Here is a 19,543-nt window from a genome sequence, read left to right as displayed (position 1 = left end):
CCCGGCCGCCGCTCAGTCCCTCCCCCGGAAGCGGCGCCGCTCCACGTCGTGGCCCGCGGGCTGGTCGGCGAGCCGGACCACCGGGTCCTCGGGCGCCCCGCGCCCGGCGACCACCGGCTCCACCGAGTGCAGGGCCTTCGCCCGGTACTGGGCCGCGTCCGCCAGCCGGAACAGCCTGCGCCCCGAGGTCACCACCCCGATCTCGGCGTCCGTGGACGCCACCCCGACCGCCACCCCGTCGCCCAGCCCCAGCCACTTGGTGCGCACGCACAATTCCTCGGCGACCGCCACGACGTCCTCCGCCCGGTGCCCGACGGAGAGCAGGCAGAACTCGTCGCCGCCCAGCCGCGCCACCAGGCTGCCCTCCAGGGCGGCCCCGCACAGCGACAGCACGGAGCCGAAGCCGACCAGCAGCCGGTCGCCGACCGCGTGTCCGAGCTGGTCGTTGACCCGCTTGAGCCCGTTGAGGTCGCAGACCACCAGGCTCACCGGGGTCCCGTCGGCCCGGTGCCGTTCCACCGCCTCCTCCAGCCGCTGGTCGACGGCCCGCCGGTTGGCCAGCCCGGTCAGCGGGTCGCTGAACGCCAGCCGGCGCACCTCGGCCAGCCGCTCGGTCTGGGCGATCCCGGCCGCGGTGAGCGTGGCGAGCACGGTCGCGAACTCGGCGTCGTCCCGGTCGAAGACCGGCCGGCCGGTTCCCCGGGCCACGTACAGCTCGCCCCAGGCGAGCCCGTGCAGCATGATCGGCGCGACGACGCAGGAGGTGCGGCCGCGCCGCCGCAGGGTGGCCACCCGCTGGTGGCAGTAGGCGCCGCCGCGGCCCTCCGCGGGGCCCTCGGCGGTCTCGATCCAGGCGTGCGGCTCGCCGCCCTCGGTCCACTTGGCGTGCAGGAACTCCACGATCTCCGGGAAGTCCGCGACCGAGTACACCTCCTCGGCGGGCTGCGGCTCCTCGCCGGGTGCCAGGTCCCCGTCGTTGACCAGGACCCGCAGCCGTCCCCGGTCGCGCTCCCAGCGGGAGATCGCCGACATGGAACCGCCGAGCGCGGCCCGTGCCGAGGACGCGGCGGCGACGGCCGCCTCCATGGGCGACTTCGCCGCCGCCACCGCCCTCGCGAGTTCGGCGACGGCACGCAGCCGAGCGTCCCCGCCGGTGCCGTTCATGCGCCCGTCTCCTGTCGCAGCAGAACTTTTTACCAGTCTGCGACGTTCGCACGGCCCCGCACGTTACGCGTCGGCGGCACGGTCGTTTTCCCCCTCAATCACTCACCCGGCCACACCGGGTCGCGCTTGTCGTTGAACGCCGCGACGCCCTCGGCGCGGTCCCCGGAGAAGGCGACCGTGCGCCAGGCGGCGTCCTCGACGTCCAGCCCGGTCCGCAGGTCCGTGCCCTGGCCCAGCCGAAGCGCCCGCTTGGCGGCCCGCAGGCCCACCGGCGAGTTCGCGGCGATCCGCGCGGCCAGCGCGAGCGCCTCCATGCGGTCCTGGCCCTCCTCCGCGAGCACGTCCACCAGCCCCAGCGCCAGCGCCTCCGCGGCGGGCACCCGGCGCCCGGTGAAGATCAGCTGCGCCGCCCGTGCCGCGCCCACCCGGCGCGGCAGCAGCTGCGTGCCGCCACCGCCGGGGATCACGCCCACCGTGACCTCCGGCAGCCCCACGACCGCCGTCGGGTCCGCGACGATCACGTCGCACGCCAGCGCCAGTTCGTAGCCGCCGCCGAGGGCGAAGCCGTGCACCGAGGCCACCGACGGCATCGCCAGCTCCAGCACGGCCGTGTAGGCGGCCCGCGTGTACGGGCGCTGCCGCCCGAGGTCGGCGTCGGTGAAGGAGTTGCGCTCCTTGAGGTCGGCGCCCACGCAGAACGCCCGCTCGTGGGTCGAGGTGAGCACGACGCAGCTCACCGACCGGTCGCCGGACAGCGCCTCGCACGCCTCGGTGACCGCCCGGGCCATGTCCGTCGAGATGGCGTTCATCGCCTTGGGCCGGTCCAGCACCAGTTCCGCCACCCGCCCGGCGTCACCGTGCCTGCGTACCGCCACCCACTCGCCAAACCGCTGCTCGGCCATCGCGCCGCCACCTCCGGGTCGCCGTTAACGATCGTGAACCGTCGACGGCCAGCGTAGTGGGCGCGCCCGCTCAGCCGCCCCGGCGGCTCAGCAGCCAGGGCTCGACCACGCCGAGACCGCGCACCGGCCGCCGCCACATGGGCTGCAGCCCGAAGCGGTACTTCTCCTCCGACCCGGGCGCGATCTCCGCCTCCGACTCGGGTGCCTCGCCCGCCGCGACGAGCGCCTGCGCCAGCTCGCCGTCGACGAGCACCGCGTCCCGGGGCGCTATCGAGGTCAGCCGGCTCGCCAGGTTCACCGTGGTGCCGAAGACGTCGCCCATGCGGGTCGTGACGGTGCCGAAGGCCATGCCGACGCGCAGCGCCGGCATCGTCTCGTCGCCGTTCATCGTCTCGATGAGCCGCATGCCGATCTCGGCGGCCGTCCCCGCGTCGTCCGCGATGAACAGCACTTCGTCGCCGAGGGTCTTGACGAGCCGTCCGCCGTGCGCGGCCACCTGGTCGGCGGCCGTGGTCTCGAACGCCTCGACCAGCTCGCCGAGTTCCTCCTCCTCCAGCCGGCGGGTGAGCCGGGTGAAGCCGACGAGGTCCGCGAAGCCGACCGCGAGCCGGCGGTCCACGGCCTCCTCGTCGTCGGAGCGGACGACCCGGCTCGTGGCCGCGGCGAGCTGCCGGCGCCACACGTACGTCAGGAACTCCTCCAGCTCCGGCAGCAGCAGCTCGACCAGCGGATAGGCCACCTCGCCCCGGGTCATGCCGGGTTCGGGCGGTTCGGTGAGCTCCTCCAGGAAGGAGTCGGTCTGCCACTCGGCCAGCCGGGCCGTGGTCTGGCCGGTGGACCGGGCGACCTGGATCGCCGTGCTCTCGCTGATCAGCCCGGCCTCGACCATGCCGGCCAGCCGCCGCAGCGCCAGGACGTCGGCCTCGGTCAGCGCCCGGGCCTGGCCGATGTCGGCGAAGCCCATCGCGCGCCAGAACCGGGCGGCGAGGTCCATGGAGACGCCGGCGCTGCGGGCCGCCTGGAAGGGTGTGTAGTGCCGGCCCGAGCCGAGGATCAGCTGCTCCAGGCGGAGCGCGATCGGGTCCTCCTCGAGGGCCTGCGCACGGGCCGATCCGCCCCGTTCCTCGGGCTCTTCACGCTCCTCGCGTTCCGGCTGCCCGCCTTCCGGCCCGCCCGGCTCCTCGTGCGGCGGGAGGTCGCTCGCGTCGTCCACGGTCACCGCCCGCCCCCTCCTGGGTCCCTGCGCACCGGCCTTCCGATCACCGTGCCGGAGGCTGCCGCCTCAACAATACGGCAGGTGTGGTCTGGCTCACTCTCCCGCCGGGCGCACATGGACGACGTCGCCCGCGCCGACCGCCCGCTCGCCCTCGTCGGTCGCGACGACCAGCCGCCCGTCGTCGTCGACGGCCACCGCGCGCCCGCTGACCTCGGCCCCGCCCGGGAGTTCGGCGCGCACGGTGCGGCCGAGCGTCACGCAGCCGGCGGCGTACGCCTGCTGCAGCCGCGAGGCCGCCGGGTCGCCGTCGGCGCGCAGCCACTCGCCGTACCAGTCGGCGAGGGAACGCAGCACCGCCCGCAGCAGCGGATCGCGGTCGGTGCCCTTGGCCCCGGCGAGCGCGAGCGAGCCCGCGGCGGGCACCGGCAGCTCCTCCTCGCGGAGCGTGACGTTGAGGCCGATGCCGATCACCACGGCGTCGTCGCCGACCCGCTCGGCGAGGATGCCGCCAGCCTTGCGCTCCTCGCCGCCGACGGTGACGAGCACGTCGTTGGGCCACTTCAGCCCGGTGTCCACGCCCGCCGTCCGCGCCACGGCGGTGGCCGTCGCGACGCCCGCCAGCAGCGGCAGCCAGCCCCAGCGCGCGGGCGGAACGGCGGTCGGCCGCAGCAGCACGGAGAAGAAGAGCCCGGAGCGGGCGGGGGCCCGCCACTGGCGGTCCAGGCGGCCGCGCCCCGCGGACTGCTCCTCGGCGACCAGGACCGCGCCCTCGGCGGCGCCCTCCCGGGCCCGGGCGCCCAGGTCGCTGTTGGTGGAGCCGGTGGACTCGACCACGTCCAGGTCGGTCCAGAGGCTGTCGGGGGTGACGATCGCGCGGCGCAGGGCGGCCGCGTTGAGCGGCGGCCGCTCGAGGTCGGACCAGCGGTTCGAGGTCATGGTTCCAGCCTAGGGTCTGCCCTGCTGATCGCCGTGGACGCGGCCCGACGAGGTCCGGGACGACGCGGCGGCCGGGAAGGCGGACCCTGGGAGTGGAGTGTGGCCAACGCCGCACTGACCGGGCAGCATCCGCGCGGTTACGCTACGAAAACAGCATTACTCGCCAGTCACGTCACACCCTCAGAACGACCCGACGAGAGCAGGAGAGCCGCCTCCCATGGCCGAGCCGGAGATCGACATCCACACCACTGCGGGCAAGCTGGCGGACCTGCGCCACCGCATCGACGAGGCGACGCATGCCGGCTCGTCGCGCGCGGTGGAGAAGCAGCACGCCAAGGGCAAACTGACCGCGCGTGAGCGCATCGAACTGCTGCTGGACGAGGGCTCCTTCGTCGAGCTGGACGAGCTGGCCCGGCACCGCTCGACCAACTTCGGGCTGGAGAAGAACCGTCCCTACGGCGACGGCGTCGTCACCGGCTACGGCACCGTGGACGGCCGTCCGGTGGCGGTCTTCTCGCAGGACTTCACCGTGTTCGGCGGCGCGCTCGGCGAGGTCTTCGGCGAGAAGATCGTCAAGGTCATGGACTGGGCGCTGAAGACCGGCTGCCCGGTCATCGGCATCAACGACTCCGGGGGCGCGCGGATCCAGGAGGGCGTCACCTCGCTCGGCCTGTACGGCGAGATCTTCCGCCGCAACACCCACGCCTCCGGCGTCATCCCGCAGATCTCGCTCATCCTGGGCCCCTGCGCGGGCGGCGCGGTCTACTCCCCCGCCATCACCGACTTCGTGGTGATGGTCGACCAGACCTCGCACATGTTCATCACCGGCCCGGACGTCATCAAGACCGTCACCGGTGAGGACGTCGGCTTCGAGGAGCTGGGCGGCGCCCGTTCGCACAACACCGTCTCCGGCAACGCGCACCACATGGCCGGCGACGAGAAGGACGCCATCGAGTACGTCAAGGCGCTGCTGTCCTACCTGCCGTCCAACAACCTCCAGGAGGCCCCGGCCTTCCCACAGGAGGCGGAGCCGGAGGTGTCGGCGGAGGACCTCGAGCTCGACACCCTGATCCCGGACTCGGCGAACCAGCCGTACGACATGCACCAGGTCATCGAGCACGTCCTGGACGACGGCGAGTTCCTGGAGACCCAGGCGCTGTTCGCGCCCAACATCGTCACCGGCTTCGGCCGGATCGAGGGCCACCCGGTCGGCGTCGTCGCCAACCAGCCGATGCAGTTCGCCGGCTGCCTGGACATCAACGCCAGCGAGAAGGCGGCACGCTTCGTCCGCACCTGCGACAGCTTCAACGTCCCGGTCGTCACCTTCGTCGACGTCCCCGGCTTCCTGCCCGGCACCGACCAGGAGTGGAACGGCATCATCCGGCGCGGCGCCAAGCTGATCTACGCGTACGCCGAGGCCACGGTCCCGCTGATCACCGTCATCACGCGCAAGGCCTTCGGCGGCGCCTACGACGTCATGGGCTCCAAGCACCTGGGCGCCGACCTCAACCTGGCCTGGCCGACCGCCCAGATCGCCGTCATGGGCGCCCAGGGCGCCGTCAATATCCTGCACCGCCGCACCCTGGCCGAGGCCGGCTCCCCGGAGGAGGCGGAGGCGCTGCGCGCCCAGCTGATGCAGGAGTACGAGGACACCCTGCTCAACCCCTACGTCGCCGCGGAACGCGGTTACGTCGACGGGGTCATCCTGCCGTCGGAGACCCGCATGCACCTGGTGAAGGCGCTGCGGACGCTGCGCAACAAGCGCGAGAGCCTGCCCCCCAAGAAGCACGGCAACATCCCCCTGTAAGGAGCGCGCCCAGCCATGGTGATCAAGGTCGAACGGGGCAACCCGACCCCCGAGGAGCTCGCGGCCGTCGTGGCCCTCGTCCAGGCCCGGGCCGCGGCGGCCGCGGGGCCCGCCGACGGCCCGCGCGCGGCCGACGAGTGGGCCTCCCCCGCGCGCAACGTCCCCGGCCGGATGCTGCGCCCGGCGCCGGTGTCCTGGCGCTCCAGCTACTGGCCGCACTGACCCGGCCGGATGCAAATGGTCCGCTTGCCCGCCCGCGCCTGAGTACCCGTACTCAGGCGCGGTCGTCCTCCACGGCGCAACCTGGACGGCATGCTGTGGTCAGACCCGTCCGACGAACCCCCCGAGGAGATGCGGCAGGCGCAGGCGATGCTGCGCCGCGCGATGATCGTGATCGCCGTCGCCGTCCCCCTGATCACCGCCCTGGTGGCCTGGCGCTGCTGACTACGATGACCGGCATGACCGACAGCAGCCGCAGCCCCCGCCCGCTCGTCCTCGCCTCCGCCTCCCCCGCGCGCCTGGGGCTGCTGAAGCAGGCCGGACTCGACCCGCGGGTCATCGTCAGCGGCGTCGACGAGGACGCGATCAGCGCCGACAGCCCCGCCGAACTGGCCCGGGTACTGGCCGAGGCCAAGGCCTCCGCGGTCGCCGCGGGGCTCTCCGACGGCGAGGTCGTCGTCGGCTGCGACTCCGTCCTCGACCTGGACGGGCAGGCGCTGGGCAAGCCGGCCGACACCGAGGACGCCACGGCCCGCTGGAAGTCCATGCGCGGCCGCTCCGGTGTGCTGCGGACCGGGCACTGCGTCATCGACCTCGCCACGGGCCGCCGGGTCTCGGCGACCGCCTCCACCACGGTGCGGTTCGGCACCCCGGACGACGCCGAGATCGCGGCCTACGTCGCCTCGGGCGAGCCGCTGCACGTGGCCGGCGCCTTCACCCTCGACGGCCGCTCGGCGCCGTTCGTCGAGGGCATCGAGGGCGACCACGGCAACGTCATCGGCATCTCCCTGCCGCTGCTGCGCCGCCTCCTCGCCGAGCTGGACCTGCGCATCACCGACTTCTGGGTCTGAGCCGGCCGCCCGGGGCGGCCGGTCAGACGCCCGCCCCGGCCGCCCCGGTCAGACGGCAGCGGGGGCGACGGGCGGCGGGGGCGTGCTCCCACCGGGCTCGCCGCCCTGACCCGAGGCCGGGGTCTCCCCCGTGTAGAGCACGAGGGCGAGCACCACGAACCCCAGGATCACCATCATCCCCACGAACGCGGCCCAGCCCACCGGCGCGGCCAGCCCGGCGCCCAGGACCCCGTGGGTCACCGCGCACACGATGAGCACGATCCGGCCGAAACGGCCCGGGGCCCGGTCGTGCTGCGCCATGCGGACGAGGACGACCGCGCAGCCGATGAGGAAGAGCGCCATCACCACACCGGCCCCCCACGCGCCCGCCGCCATCGCGCCCGGATCGAGCCCGGCCAGGGACATCTGCTGGTGGCGCACGACGAGACCCATGATCCAGTTGACGAAGGCGAAGCCGAACGCCTCCAGGATCAGCAATACGGCCGCCGCCACGGCGACACTTCTGCGCACTGCGCGCCCCCTGTCCCAGACCCCTATTACCGGCGGTATTTCGTGGGCCGAACGCTACTAACGGGTAGGAGTTGCGGCAAGAGTCCGCGCGGCACCACCCGTATGGGGCGCCGGTCCGGCAAAGATTTACCCGGGCCTTCGTGGAGTTCCCACAAAAAAAGCGCCACGTCGGTCACGGTGGAAGGCGGTGACCCGGCCCACACCCCAGGGCCACAAGCACCGGGATAAATGGGGCTTTACCGTAGGAAGCCAAGGCATCCGGGTCTCGATCGGGGGCCCGTATCACCCTCCGTGTGGGCAAGCTCACCCCCAGGGGTGCCTCGGCACGAAGTGTCGCCAGTACCTAAACTCTGCTTGTTTCAAGGAGGGAGCCATCGTGCGCAAGGTGCTCATCGCCAACCGCGGTGAAATCGCAGTCCGCGTCGCCCGTGCCTGCCGGGATGCCGGGATCGCCAGCGTGGCCGTCTACGCGGAGCCGGACCGGGACGCGCTGCATGTGCGCGTGGCCGACGAGGCGTACGCGCTGGGCGGTGACACCCCGGCCACCAGTTACCTGGACATCTCCAAGGTGCTGGCGGCCGCGGCCGAGTCCGGGGCCGACGCCGTCCACCCCGGCTACGGCTTCCTGTCGGAGAACGCCGACTTCGCCCAGGCCGTCCTGGACGCCGGGCTCACCTGGATCGGCCCTCCGCCGCAGGCCATCCGCGACCTCGGCGACAAGGTCGCCGCGCGGCACATCGCCCAGCGCGCCGGGGCCCCCCTCGTCGCGGGCACCCCGGACCCCGTCTCGGGCGCCGACGAGGTCGTCGCCTTCGCGCGCGAGAACGGCCTGCCGATCGCGATCAAGGCCGCCTTCGGCGGCGGCGGCCGCGGTCTGAAGGTCGCCCGCACCCTGGACGAGGTCCCCGAGCTCTACGAGTCGGCCGTCCGCGAGGCCGTCGCCGCCTTCGGCCGCGGCGAGTGCTTCGTCGAGCGCTACCTCGACAAGCCGCGGCACGTGGAGACCCAGTGCCTGGCGGACACCCACGGCAACGTCGTGGTCGTCTCCACCCGTGACTGCTCCCTGCAGCGCCGCCACCAGAAGCTGGTGGAGGAGGCCCCCGCGCCCTTCCTCACCCCGGAGCAGAACGCCCAGCTCTACGCGGCGTCCAAGGCCATCCTCAAGGAGGCCGGCTACGTCGGCGCCGGCACCTGCGAGTTCCTGGTCGGCACGGACGGCACCATCTCCTTCCTGGAGGTGAACACCCGTCTGCAGGTCGAACACCCGGTCACCGAGGAGGTCACCGGCATCGACCTGGTCCGCGAGATGTTCCGCATCGCCGACGGCGAGGAACTGGGCTACGACGACCCGCCGCTGCGCGGCCACTCCTTCGAGTTCCGCATCAACGGCGAGGACCCGGGCCGCAACTTCCTGCCCGCCCCGGGCACCGTCACCCGCTTTGAGCCGCCGACCGGCCCCGGCGTCCGCCTGGACGCGGGCGTCGAGTCCGGCAGCGTCATCGGCCCGGCCTGGGACTCGCTGCTCGCCAAGCTCGTCGTCACCGGCGCCACCCGGCAGCAGGCCCTGCAGCGCGCCGCGCGCGCCCTGGCCGAGTTCCAGGTCGAGGGCATGGCCACCGCCATCCCGTTCCACCGCGCGGTGGTCACCGACCCGGCGTTCGCCCCCGAGGTCAACGGCGGGACCGGTCCGTTCACCGTCCACACCCGGTGGATCGAGACCGGGTTCGTCAACGACATCAAGCCCTTCGCCGCCCCGGCCGACGCCGAGGAGGACGCCGAGCCCGGCCGCGAGACCGTGGTGGTCGAGGTCGGCGGCAAGCGCCTGGAGGTCTCCCTGCCCGCCTCGCTGGGCATGACCCTGGCCCGCACCGCCGCCGCCGGCGGTGCGCGTCCCAAGCGCCGCGCCACCAAGAAGGCGGGTTCCGCGGCCTCCGGCGACTCCCTGACGTCCCCGATGCAGGGCACCATCGTCAAGATCGCCGTCGAGGAGGGCCAGCACGTCAACGAGGGCGACCTCGTGGTGGTGCTGGAGGCGATGAAGATGGAGCAGCCGATCAACGCCCACCGCGCCGGCACCATCAAGGGCCTGACCGCGGACGTCGGCTCCTCCGTCTCCTCGGGCGCCCTGCTCTGCGAGATCAAGGACTGACGTCCCGTCCGCGAACCGCAGCACCGATGCGGCGGGCCCCGGCCGATCACTCGGCCGGGGCCCGCCGCATGTCACCGGCAGGGCTAGCGTCTGCGCGGCGCCAGGTCGGCGATCCGGGCGGCCTGCTGATCCCCGGCCAGTTGGGCGGTGCGCAGCGGTGACATCCCCGACACGCCGCCGACCGACTGGCCGGCGGCCCTGGCGCGCGGCTCGCCGGGAGCCGCACCTCCCGGGTAGTTGCCGGAGGGGTGCTGGTGGCGCCGGGGTCCCGGCACGGGCGGCATCTCCCGTCGCTGCCGCCCGTGGGTCATCCCGCTGTCCGCTCCGTCCGTCGAGGCGACGGCCACCTGGACACCTCGGTCGGCCAGCGCCTGGAGCTCCGTGGCGGCGCGGTCGTCGCCCGCCGGGGGCTCGTCCGTGACCAGATGGGTGATCAGGTCCGTGGGCACGGTCTGGAACATGGTGTCCGTGCCCAGCTTGGTGTGGTCGGCCAGGACCACGACCTCCGCCGCCGCCTGGACCAGGGCCCGGTCGACGCTGGCGGAGAGCATGTTGGACGTGGACAGTCCGCGTTCCGCGGACAGTCCCGCCCCGGACAGGAAGGCCCGCGACACCCGCAGCCCCTGCAGGGACTGTTCGGCGCCGCTGCCGACCAGCGCGTAGTTGGAGCCGCGGAGCGTGCCACCGGTCATGACGACCTCGACCCGGTTCGCATGCGCCAGTGCCTGCGCCACCAGCAGGGAGTTGGTGACGACGGTCAGCCCCGGCACCCGGGCGAGCCGGCGTGCCAGCTCCTGGGTGGTCGTGCCGGCGCCGACGACGATTGCCTCGCCCTCCTCGACGAGACCTGCCGCGAGATCGGCGATCGCCGTCTTCTCCGCGGTCGATAGATGGGATTTCTGCGGGAAGCCGGACTCCCTGGTGAAGCCCCCCGGCAGCACCGCACCGCCGTGCCGGCGGTCGAGCAGTCCTTCTGCCTCCAGCGCCCGCACGTCACGCCGTACGGTCACTTCCGAGGTCTGGACGACACGGGCGAGCTCACGGAGCGAGACCGCTCCGTTGGCACGCACCATTTCGAGGATCAGTTGACGACGTTCTGCTGCGAACACGAAACTGACAGTAACGCCAATGACCGTCTGCTATCAGCAGTTTGCACCGATTAACAGAAGTTGTTCTCAGGGTCGGACGTCCCGTGCTATATAGGCGACGGCATCCGTTCCGGTGACGAACGGATGCCGGTACCGCGGTACCGCGAGCCGGAGGCTAGAGCTCCCCGGCCGCCTTGCGGGTCGCCAACTGCCGTGCCGCTTCGGCGATCGAACCCGACAGCGAGGGGTAGACCGTGTAGGTGTTCGCCATCTGTTCGACGGTCAGGTTGTTGTCGACCGCGATCGAGATGGGGTGGATGAGTTCGCTGGCGCGCGGCGAGACGACCACGCCACCGACCACGATGCCGGTGCCCGGACGGCAGAACAGCTTCACGAAGCCGTCCCTGATGCCCTGCATCTTGGCACGCGGGTTGCGCAGCAGCGGGAGCTTGACGACCCGTGCGTCGATGACGCCCGCGTCGACGTCGGCCTGGGTGTAGCCGACGGTCGCGATCTCGGGGTCGGTGAAGACGTTCGAGGAGACCGTCTTGAGGTTGAGCGGACCGACCGTCTCGCCCAGGAAGTGGTACATCGCGATCCGGCCCTGCATGGCCGCGACCGAGGCGAGCGCGAAGACGCCCGTGACGTCACCGGCCGCGTACACGCCCGGGGCCGAGGTGCGGGAGACCTTGTCGGTCCAGATGTGGCCGGACTCCTTGAGCTTGACGCCCGCGCCCTCCAGGCCCATGGCGGAGGTGTTCGGTATCGCGCCGACCGCCATCAGGCAGTGGCTGCCGGTGATGACCCGGCCGTCGGAGAGGGTGACCTCGACGCGGTCGCCGACCCGCTTGACGGCCTCGGCGCGGGAACGGGCCATGACGTTCATGCCGCGGCGGCGGAAGACGTCCTCCAGGACGGCGGCGGCGTCCGGGTCCTCACCGGGCAGGACGCGGTCGCGGGAGGAGACCAGCGTCACCTTGGAGCCGAGCGCCTGGTACGCGCCGGCGAACTCGGCGCCGGTGACGCCGGAGCCGACCACGATGAGCTCCTCGGGGAGCTCCTCCAGGTCGTACACCTGCGTCCAGTTGAGGATCCGCTCGCCGTCCGGCTTGGCGTCGGGCAGCTCGCGGGGGCGGCCGCCGGTCGCGATCAGGACGGCGTCGGCGGTGAGGGTCTCGGAGGTGCCGTCGGCCGCCTCGACGATGACGGTGCGGGAGCCGTCGATCGCCTGCATGCCCTCCAGCCGGCCGCGGCCGCGCATCACCCGTGCGCCCGCACGGGTGACGGACGCGGTGATGTCGTGGGACTGGGCGAGCGCGAGGCGCTTGACCCGTCGGTTGACCTTGCCGAGGTCGACGCCGACGACCCGGGCGGCCTGTTCGATGTGCGGTGTGTCGTCCGCCACGATGATGCCCAGTTCCTCGTACGACGAGTCGAAGGTGGTCATCACCTCGGCCGTCGCGATCAGGGTCTTCGACGGCACGCAGTCGGTGAGCACCGAAGCCCCGCCCAGGCCGTCGCAGTCGACGACGGTCACCTCCGCTCCCAGCTGGCTGGCCACCAGGGCCGCTTCGTATCCGCCGGGTCCGCCACCAATGATCACGATCCGAGTCACGTACCCCATTGTCCCGCACGCGCCAAGTGATCACTTACGGGGGCGGTGCCCCGCTGTCGTACTCTCATGACCATGTCGCTCTACGCCGCCTACGCCGGCAACCTCGACGCCCGGCTGATGACGCGCCGCGCCCCGCACTCGCCCCTGCGCGGCACCGGCTGGCTCAGCGGCTGGCGACTGACCTTCGGCGGCGAGCAGATGGGCTGGGAGGGCGCGCTCGCCACCCTGGTGGAGGACCCGCTGCACCAGGTCTTCGTCGGCCTGTACGACATCGCGCCGGTCGACGAGGAGGCGGTGGACCGCTGGGAGGGCGTCCCCCTGGGCATCTACCGGCGCCACATGGTGCGCGTGCACACCCTCGACGGCGACCTGCCCGCGTGGATCTACGTCCTCAACGACTACGAGGGCGGCCTGCCGTCCGCGCGCTACCTCGGCGAGATCGCGGACGCGGCCGAGTCCGCCGGCGCCCCGCACGACTACGTCATGGAACTGCGCAAGCGTCCCTGCTGACCGGGCCGGCGGCACGGCCGCAGGCACCCCGGACGGCACGGCGGACGGCACGGCGGAACGGACCGTCGACGCCGCCGCCGGGAACCTCGCGGAAAGCACCGCGGACGGCACCGCGGAAAGCCCCCGCGTACGCTGCGGCACAGCGGCCCCCAAGCCCCCGCGCGCGCCGTCAATCGGCGGATCCTCCGAAATTTCGCAGACCGTGACCTGGGACGTCTACGCGCGTAGGAGATAACCGGCTACTCTCATCGGCGTGAACTCTTCCGCAACTCCCCACGCTGCCCGCACCCCGCTGGGCGACCCGTACGCCGCCGCCACGGCTGCCGCCGCTCGCCTGCGCGAGCTGACCGGCGGCGAGACCCACGACGTCGCCCTGGTGATGGGCTCCGGCTGGGTGCCTGCCGCCGACGCCCTCGGCGAGGCCGAGTTCGAGTTCGCGGTGACCGAGCTGCCGGGCTTCCCGCCGCCCGCCGTGGCCGGGCACTCCGGCAAGGTGCGCTCCGTGCGGATCGGCGACAAGAGGGCGCTGGTCTTCCTGGGCCGCAACCACTTCTACGAGGGCCACGGCGTCGCCACCGTCGCGCACGGCGTGCGCACCGCCGTCGCCGCCGGCTGCAAGACCGTCGTCCTCACCAACGGCTGCGGCGGGCTGCGCCCCACGTACCGCCCCGGCCAGGCCGTGCTCATCGGCGACCACATCAACATGACGGCCGCGTCGCCGATCGTCGGTGCCAACTTCGTCGACCTCACCGACCTGTACTCGCCGCGGCTGCGCGCGCTGTGCAAGGAGGTCGACCCCTCCCTGGAGGAGGGCGTCTACGTCCAGCTCCCCGGCCCGCACTACGAGACCCCGGCCGAGATCAACATGGTCCGGGTCATCGGCGGCGACCTCGTCGGCATGTCCACCGCGCTGGAGGCCATCGCGGCCCGCGAGGCGGGCGCCGAGGTGCTCGGCATCTCCCTGGTGACCAACCTCGCCGCCGGCATGACGGGCGAGCCGCTGAACCACGAGGAGGTCCTGGAGGCCGGCCGCGACTCCGCCGCGCGCATGGGCAGTCTGCTCGCCCAGGTGCTCGAGCGGATCTGACCGCCCCACGCCCCCGGTGGAGCGGGCCGGCGCACCCGTGCCGGCACACCGCGCGCGATCCCAGGGGTGCCCGCACCCTGGTTAGGGAAGGCGCCCTACGGGGAGGTAACCGGGCGGCGCTCGTCGCGGCTGCCCGCTCCGCCGCCGCCCGGCCGGACGGGATCCCGCCGCTCGGCCTCCCGCTGTGACGCCGGTCGCGGGCATGACGGGCCGAGGGCCCCAGGCCGACCCGCGGCGCGGCGCGGACGGCACCGAAGACCGAGACATCGCAGGAGCATCACGTGGCAAGCGCAAGCGAGAACGCGGAGCTGATCCCCCAGGCGCGCACCTGGCTGGCCGAGGACCCGGACCCGGACACCCGGGCCGAACTCGAGGCCCTGCTCGCGGCCGTCGAGTCGGGTGACACGGCGGCGACCGGCGACCTCGCGGCCCGGTTCGCGGGCACCCTGCAGTTCGGCACGGCGGGGCTGCGCGGGGAGGTCGGCGCGGGGCCGATGCGCATGAACCGCTCCGTGGTCATCCGGGCCGCGGCCGGGCTCGCCGCGTACCTCAAGGCGCAGGGCCGGGGCGACGGGCTGGTCGTCGTGGGTCACGACGCCCGCCACAAGTCGGTGGACTTCGCCCGCGACACCGCCGCCGTCATGGTCGGCGCGGGTCTGCGGGCGGCCGTGCTGCCCGGGCCGCTGCCGACGCCGGTACTGGCCTTCGCGATCCGTCATCTGGGCGCCGTCGCGGGCGTGGCGGTGACCGCGAGCCACAACCCCCCGCGCGACAACGGCTACAAGGTCTACCTGGGCGACGGCTCGCAGATCGTCCCGCCCGCCGACGCCGGGATCGCCGACGAGATCGCCGCGATCGGCCCGCTGGCCGGCGTTCCGCTGGCGGACGAGGGCTGGCAGGTGCTCGGCGAGGAGGTCGTCGAGGCCTACCTGGACCGCGCCGCCTCGGTCGTGGACCGGCACACCCCGCGTGACCTCTCGGTCGTCTACACCCCTCTGCACGGGGTCGGCCGCGACGTGCTGACCGCCGCCTTCGAGCGGGCCGGGTTCACCGCTCCGCACGTCGTCGCCGAACAGGGCGAGCCGGACCCGGACTTCCCGACCGTCGCCTTCCCCAACCCGGAGGAGCCGGGGGCGATGGATCTGGCCTTCGCCGCGGCCCGGGCGCTCGGACCCGATGTCGACGTCATCATCGCCAACGACCCCGACGCCGACCGCTGCGCCGTCGCCGTACCGGACCGCGCCGCCGCGGACGGCTGGCGGATGCTGCGCGGCGACGAGGTCGGCGCGCTGCTCGCCACCCACCTGGTGCACCGGCGGGCCGGCGGCACCTTCGCGGCGAGCATCGTCTCCTCCTCCCTGCTCTCCCGCATCGCGGCCCGCGCGGGACTGCCCTACGCCGACACCCTGACCGGCTTCAAGTGGATCGCCCGGGTGGACGGTCTGCGCTTCGGCTACGAGGAGGCGCTGGGCTACTGCGTCGACCCCGCGGGCGTGCGCGACAAGGACGGTGTCACCGCCGCGCTGGCCGTGGCGGAACTGACCGCCGAGCTCAAGGCCAAGGGCCGTACGCTCTCGGACCTGCTGGACGACATCGCCCTGGAGTACGGGCTGCACGCCACCGACCAGCTCTCGGTGCGGGTCGCCGACCTGTCGGTCATCGACGACGCGATGAGCCGGCTGCGCGAGCGGCCGCCCAGCTCGCTGGCGGGTCTCGCCGTCGTCAGCGCCGAAGACCTCTCCAAGGGCAGCGCGCAGCTGCCGCCCACCGACGGCCTGCGCTACCGGCTGGCCGGCTCCCCGGCCGCCGGTGTGGAGTCGGCCCGGGTGATCGTGCGGCCGAGCGGCACCGAGCCCAAGCTCAAGTGCTACCTGGAGGTCGTGCTGCCCGTGCCGGGTGCCGACCGGCTGGCCGCCGTCCGCGACCAGGCCGCCGAGGTCCTGGCGGCCGTCAAGGCCGATCTCGCGACCGCCGCCGGGCTTCCCCGGGACGAGGCCCGGGCCTGACGCCCCGCGAACGACGCCGCCCCGGTCGCGCCCCCACGGGCACGGCCGGGGCGGCGTCGTCGCCCGGTCCGCCCGGTTCAGCCGATGGCGAGCAGCACGATCAGCACGACCGCCCCCGCCACCGCCGGGGCGATCACCTCGTACGCCCAGCGGACCGTGACCTCGCTCCGCGCGCCCTCCCGGCCGCCGTGCCGCTCCGCGAGCTCGCGCAGCTCGTCCACCACACGGTCGGACCAGGCCCGGGTCGTGTCCTGGGTACCGGGACGGGACCCGAGCGTCGCGCCCGGGTCGCCCGCGGCCGCGGCGCGCGTCTTGGCCCGCGCGGCCCGCTTGCGGGCGCGCATCGACACGGGGACGGCCCACACCTGGTACTTCTTGCCCTCCACGAACAGCTCGGTCGAGTACCCCGAACGCAGGCCCTCCACGGCGGCCCAGGACGCGGTGACGGTGCGGAAGGGGTTGCGGACCAGAAGCCGGTCGTCGCCGGCCCGGACGACCGGACGCAGGGTGAACGCGACGACCAGCGGCACGATCAGCAGCATCAGCGCGAGGGCCAGCCAGGGCGTGTTACCCGTGCCGCGGACCACCGCGTCGATACCGAGCCACAGCGTGATGGCGAGCATGAGCACGCCACCGGCGACGCCTGCCGTCGAGCGGTACGAACGCTCGGCGTACTTCGGCTGCCCGGGGTCGGGCTGCGGTTCGGGGGCGGGGTTCTCGGAGCTCGTCATGAGATCAGATTGTGCCTGACCCCGGGCCTGCGCCCGGCGGGGCGGAGGTTGCGTTAGTGCATCGGCGTCAGCGGCCGCCTATTGGTACCCCTTGTCCTTCGTGGAGTCGTACACGAGCTTGCCCGCCGCGTCGTAGCCCTTGATGCGCGGCAGCGAACCGACCGGGCCGGACAGGACCCCCGTCGCGGCGAAGTACCCGTGGTCGAGCGCGGCCTCCTGCGTGGCGTCGCCCCAGGAGACGGTGACCTTGGCGACCCCGGGCTCGACCGTGCCGATGCTGCCCCAGCGGAAGGGGAACCGGTACGGCAGTCCCGGGCCGGAGGTGCCGTCCTGCTTGTAGAGCCGGTAGGCGTCGTCGTCCGGCACGACGGGCCCGCGGCCCGGGCCTGCGCCGTCACCGACGCTGGTGTTGATGCCGCCCGCCTTCCCGTCCTTGTCCGTGCAGATCAGCCGGACCGGGGAGCCCCCGGTCGTGCCGACCGCCACCACCCGGATGCCGTCGCCGGGGGAATTCATGTCCCCGGTGGCGTTCTGCGCCAGGATCACCCGGTAGTCCCCGGGCTTGCCGAGGTCGTTGCGTACGGGGGAATCGGCCCGCTGGTGCTTCGCGTTGAAGGTCAGGCATGCCTCCAGCGCCTGCCCCGCCCGCTCCAGGGTGATCCCGTCCGCCAGCTGCCCCGGCGTCGCGGGACCTTCCGGCCCGCTCGCCCGCACCGGCGCGGAGGTGCGCGGCTGGGCGGCGCTCGCCGTCACGGACGGCCGGGCGTCGTGGGCCGGCAGCGCGGTCGTGCCGGCACCGCCGGGCTGGTAGTGCCACGCGACGGCCGTACCGGGCACCGCGAGCAGCGCCGCCAGCCCGGCCCCCGCGGCGAACACCCGGCGTCTGCGGCTCAGCCTGCCCCGCCGCACGATCGTGGCGTAGGGCGCCTCGCCCGTGCGCAGTCCGTCCGTCTGGTCCTCCAGGAGCTCGCGCAGCTGCGCCTCGAACTCCGAGTCACCGACCTCCGGGCCGTGACCCGCCGTGTCTCCCGCGTCCCTCATCGGGCCCCTCCTCCGACCTTCGTGTGCTTCGCCGTGCCCCACGGCCCTGTCCTCGTGCCCGCGCCGGCTCCGGCTCCGACGGGCTCCGCCGCCACGGCCGTGCCCAGCCGGGCCCGCAGCTTTGCCAGGCCGCGGGCCGCCTGGCTCTTGACCGTCCCTGCCGAGCAGCCCAGCGCATGGGCCACCTCGGTCTCCGACAGGTCGTCCCAGTACCGCAGCACGACCACGGCACGCTGCCGTGCGGGCAGCTCGCCGAGCGCCGCCAGCAGCACCTCGCGCTGCGCCACCCGCGCCGTGGGATCGGCCCCGGCGCCGTCGGGCGGTACGTCCGTGAGCCGTTCGGCCACGCGTTTCTTGCGGAACCGGTCCTTGTTGCAGCTGATCAGGATCCGCCGCACGTACGCGTCCGGGTTGTCGCTGCGCTGCACCCGCCGCCAGGAGCGGTAGGCCTTGGCCAGTGCCGTCTGCGCCAGGTCCTCCGCGTGATGCCCGTCACCCGTGAGCAGATAGGCGGTCCTGACCAGATGGGCCCATCTGGCCCGGACGTAGCCTTGGAACTCCGCCTCGTCGTCTGGATTCATCGATGACCCCCTTCACCCACCAGACCACCGGTTCCGCCGATTCGGTTGCCGGGCCGCCCGTAAGAGAACGGAAGGATCCCTCCGGACCGGTGACATTCGCTACGCGCGTAGATATGCTGGTCTGGTGACCATGCCCACCACTGTTCCCGCTCACGGCCCCGACGCCGCGGCCCGGCTGGCGTCCATGGCCGACGTCACGGCCTCCGACGCCGCGCTGCGCCGTTTCCTGCACGGGCTGCCCGGCGTCGACGCGGTCGGCCTCGAAGCCCGCGCCGCAAGCCTCGGCACCCGTTCGATCAAGACCACGGCGAAGGCGTACGCCATCGACCTGGCGATCTCGATGATCGACCTCACCACGCTCGAAGGCGCGGACACCCCGGGCAAGGTCCGGGCGCTGTCCGCCAAGGGCGTCAACCCGGACCCGACCGACCGCACGACCCCCCGGGTCGCCGCGATCTGCGTCTACCCGGACATGGTCGCGACCGCCAAGGAGGCGCTCGGCGACTCCGGCGTGCACGTGGCGTCCGTCGCCACCGCCTTCCCGGCCGGCCGCGCCGCGCTGCCGGTGAAGCTCGCCGACACCGCCGACGCGGTGGCCGCGGGCGCCGACGAAGTGGACATGGTCATCGACCGCGGCGCCTTCCTCGCCGGCCACTACCTGAAGGTCTTCGAGGAGATCAAGGCGGTCAAGGAGGCCTGCCGCCGTCCCGACGGCAGCTCCGCCCACCTCAAGGTCATCTTCGAGACCGGCGAGCTGGCCACGTACGACAACATCCGCCGCGCCTCCTGGCTCGGCATGCTCGCCGGCGCCGACTTCATCAAGACCTCCACCGGCAAGGTGGCGGTCAACGCCACCCCCGCCAACACCCTGCTGATGCTCGAGGCCGTGCGCGACTTCCGCGCCGCCACGGGCGTCCAGGTCGGCGTGAAGCCGGCCGGCGGCATCCGCACCTCCAAGGACGCCATCAAGTTCCTGGTCCTCGTCAACGAGACCGTGGGCGACGAGTGGCTGAGCAACGAGTGGTTCCGGTTCGGCGCGTCCAGCCTGCTGAACGATCTGCTCATGCAGCGTCAGAAGCTGAGCACCGGCCGCTACTCCGGTCCCGACTACGTGACGGTGGACTGAGAAC

General features: G+C 73.2%; 19 protein-coding genes. 9 read left to right on the top strand and 10 right to left on the bottom strand.

The window, feature by feature from the left end:
• Positions 1 to 12 precede the first annotated feature (12 nt).
• The 4 genes from ACFW3D_RS00900 to ACFW3D_RS00885 all read right to left on the bottom strand — a co-directional run bounded on the left by ACFW3D_RS00900 (position 13) and on the right by ACFW3D_RS00885 (position 4,218).
• Positions 13 to 1,164: a diguanylate cyclase domain-containing protein gene (locus tag ACFW3D_RS00900; protein ID WP_500499833.1), complete on the bottom strand. Its 1,152-nt coding sequence runs from the start codon at positions 1,162 to 1,164 to the stop codon at positions 13 to 15.
• A gap of 98 nt (positions 1,165 to 1,262) precedes the next feature.
• Complete coding sequence (locus ACFW3D_RS00895; protein ID WP_500499831.1) at positions 1,263 to 2,066, bottom strand: enoyl-CoA hydratase/isomerase family protein; 804 nt, start codon at positions 2,064 to 2,066, stop codon at positions 1,263 to 1,265.
• A gap of 70 nt (positions 2,067 to 2,136) precedes the next feature.
• Positions 2,137 to 3,285, bottom strand: a complete 1,149-nt coding sequence (locus tag ACFW3D_RS00890; RefSeq protein ID WP_500499829.1) for an adenylate/guanylate cyclase domain-containing protein — start codon at positions 3,283 to 3,285, stop codon at positions 2,137 to 2,139.
• Positions 3,286 to 3,375: 90 nt separating this feature from the next.
• Positions 3,376 to 4,218 carry a biotin--[acetyl-CoA-carboxylase] ligase gene (locus ACFW3D_RS00885; RefSeq protein ID WP_500499827.1) on the bottom strand — a complete coding sequence of 281 codons (843 nt, stop codon included), beginning with the start codon at positions 4,216 to 4,218 and terminating at the stop codon, positions 3,376 to 3,378.
• A gap of 217 nt (positions 4,219 to 4,435) precedes the next feature.
• Between ACFW3D_RS00885 and ACFW3D_RS00880 the strand changes: the two genes are divergently transcribed.
• The 4 genes from ACFW3D_RS00880 (at position 4,436) to ACFW3D_RS00865 (ending at position 7,095) form a co-directional block, all read left to right on the top strand.
• Positions 4,436 to 6,025, top strand: coding sequence for an acyl-CoA carboxylase subunit beta (locus ACFW3D_RS00880; protein ID WP_500499825.1), 1,590 nt, complete (start codon positions 4,436 to 4,438; stop codon positions 6,023 to 6,025).
• Positions 6,026 to 6,040: 15 nt separating this feature from the next.
• Positions 6,041 to 6,247: an acyl-CoA carboxylase subunit epsilon gene (locus tag ACFW3D_RS00875; protein WP_500499824.1), complete on the top strand. Its 207-nt coding sequence runs from the start codon at positions 6,041 to 6,043 to the stop codon at positions 6,245 to 6,247.
• 90 nt (positions 6,248 to 6,337) lie between these two features.
• Positions 6,338 to 6,469 (top strand): morphogenic membrane protein MmpB, encoded by a 132-nt coding sequence (mmpB, locus tag ACFW3D_RS00870; RefSeq protein ID WP_500499822.1) that lies wholly within the window; start codon positions 6,338 to 6,340, stop codon positions 6,467 to 6,469.
• Between the two features lie 14 nt (positions 6,470 to 6,483).
• Complete coding sequence (locus ACFW3D_RS00865) at positions 6,484 to 7,095, top strand: nucleoside triphosphate pyrophosphatase (protein WP_500499821.1); 612 nt, start codon at positions 6,484 to 6,486, stop codon at positions 7,093 to 7,095.
• Between the two features lie 48 nt (positions 7,096 to 7,143).
• On the opposite strand, the gene ACFW3D_RS00860 is transcribed toward ACFW3D_RS00865, so the two are convergent.
• The gene (locus ACFW3D_RS00860; protein WP_500499819.1) at positions 7,144 to 7,605 is read right to left on the bottom strand and encodes a hypothetical protein; all 462 of its coding nucleotides are present in this window, start codon (positions 7,603 to 7,605) and stop codon (positions 7,144 to 7,146) included.
• A gap of 376 nt (positions 7,606 to 7,981) precedes the next feature.
• Between ACFW3D_RS00860 and ACFW3D_RS00855 the strand changes: the two genes are divergently transcribed.
• Positions 7,982 to 9,754 carry an acetyl/propionyl/methylcrotonyl-CoA carboxylase subunit alpha gene (locus ACFW3D_RS00855; RefSeq protein WP_500499817.1) on the top strand — a complete coding sequence of 591 codons (1,773 nt, stop codon included), beginning with the start codon at positions 7,982 to 7,984 and terminating at the stop codon, positions 9,752 to 9,754.
• An 83-nt stretch (positions 9,755 to 9,837) separates the two neighbouring features.
• On the opposite strand, the gene ACFW3D_RS00850 is transcribed toward ACFW3D_RS00855, so the two are convergent.
• Together ACFW3D_RS00850 and ACFW3D_RS00845 are read right to left on the bottom strand one after the other, a co-directional pair.
• Positions 9,838 to 10,827 carry a DeoR/GlpR family DNA-binding transcription regulator gene (locus tag ACFW3D_RS00850; RefSeq protein ID WP_500500153.1) on the bottom strand — a complete coding sequence of 330 codons (990 nt, stop codon included), beginning with the start codon at positions 10,825 to 10,827 and terminating at the stop codon, positions 9,838 to 9,840.
• Positions 10,828 to 11,017: 190 nt separating this feature from the next.
• Complete coding sequence (locus ACFW3D_RS00845) at positions 11,018 to 12,466, bottom strand: NAD(P)H-quinone dehydrogenase (RefSeq protein ID WP_500499814.1); 1,449 nt, start codon at positions 12,464 to 12,466, stop codon at positions 11,018 to 11,020.
• Between the two features lie 63 nt (positions 12,467 to 12,529).
• Between ACFW3D_RS00845 and ACFW3D_RS00840 the strand changes: the two genes are divergently transcribed.
• The 3 genes from ACFW3D_RS00840 to ACFW3D_RS00830 all read left to right on the top strand — a co-directional run bounded on the left by ACFW3D_RS00840 (position 12,530) and on the right by ACFW3D_RS00830 (position 16,060).
• A complete protein-coding gene (locus ACFW3D_RS00840; RefSeq protein ID WP_431948878.1) occupies positions 12,530 to 12,967 on the top strand; it encodes a gamma-glutamylcyclotransferase family protein in 438 nt (145 codons plus the stop codon).
• A gap of 253 nt (positions 12,968 to 13,220) precedes the next feature.
• Complete coding sequence (locus ACFW3D_RS00835; RefSeq protein WP_500499812.1) at positions 13,221 to 14,054, top strand: purine-nucleoside phosphorylase; 834 nt, start codon at positions 13,221 to 13,223, stop codon at positions 14,052 to 14,054.
• Between the two features lie 281 nt (positions 14,055 to 14,335).
• A complete protein-coding gene (locus tag ACFW3D_RS00830; RefSeq protein ID WP_500499810.1) occupies positions 14,336 to 16,060 on the top strand; it encodes a phospho-sugar mutase in 1,725 nt (574 codons plus the stop codon).
• A gap of 77 nt (positions 16,061 to 16,137) precedes the next feature.
• Here the strand turns inward: ACFW3D_RS00830 and ACFW3D_RS00825 are convergent, their stop codons facing one another.
• The 3 genes from ACFW3D_RS00825 to ACFW3D_RS00815 all read right to left on the bottom strand — a co-directional run bounded on the left by ACFW3D_RS00825 (position 16,138) and on the right by ACFW3D_RS00815 (position 18,413).
• Positions 16,138 to 16,791: a PH domain-containing protein gene (locus tag ACFW3D_RS00825; protein WP_500499808.1), complete on the bottom strand. Its 654-nt coding sequence runs from the start codon at positions 16,789 to 16,791 to the stop codon at positions 16,138 to 16,140.
• Positions 16,792 to 16,869: 78 nt separating this feature from the next.
• Positions 16,870 to 17,832 (bottom strand): hypothetical protein, encoded by a 963-nt coding sequence (locus tag ACFW3D_RS00820; protein ID WP_500499805.1) that lies wholly within the window; start codon positions 17,830 to 17,832, stop codon positions 16,870 to 16,872.
• Complete coding sequence (locus ACFW3D_RS00815) at positions 17,829 to 18,413, bottom strand: SigE family RNA polymerase sigma factor (RefSeq protein WP_500499802.1); 585 nt, start codon at positions 18,411 to 18,413, stop codon at positions 17,829 to 17,831. The genes ACFW3D_RS00820 and ACFW3D_RS00815 overlap by 4 nt, the downstream gene beginning before the upstream one ends.
• 130 nt (positions 18,414 to 18,543) lie before the next feature.
• On the opposite strand from ACFW3D_RS00815, the gene deoC reads away from it, so the two are divergent.
• The gene (gene deoC / locus ACFW3D_RS00810; RefSeq protein WP_500500150.1) at positions 18,544 to 19,539 is read left to right on the top strand and encodes a deoxyribose-phosphate aldolase; all 996 of its coding nucleotides are present in this window, start codon (positions 18,544 to 18,546) and stop codon (positions 19,537 to 19,539) included.
• The last annotated feature ends 4 nt before the right edge of the window (positions 19,540 to 19,543 follow it).

Origin of the sequence: Streptomyces sp. NPDC058864, from assembly GCF_042742985.1 — a bacterium.
GTDB lineage: Bacteria > Actinomycetota > Actinomycetes > Streptomycetales > Streptomycetaceae > Actinacidiphila.
Note: the sequence above shows the minus strand (reverse complement) of the source record. Positions and strands in the feature narration are given on the sequence as shown.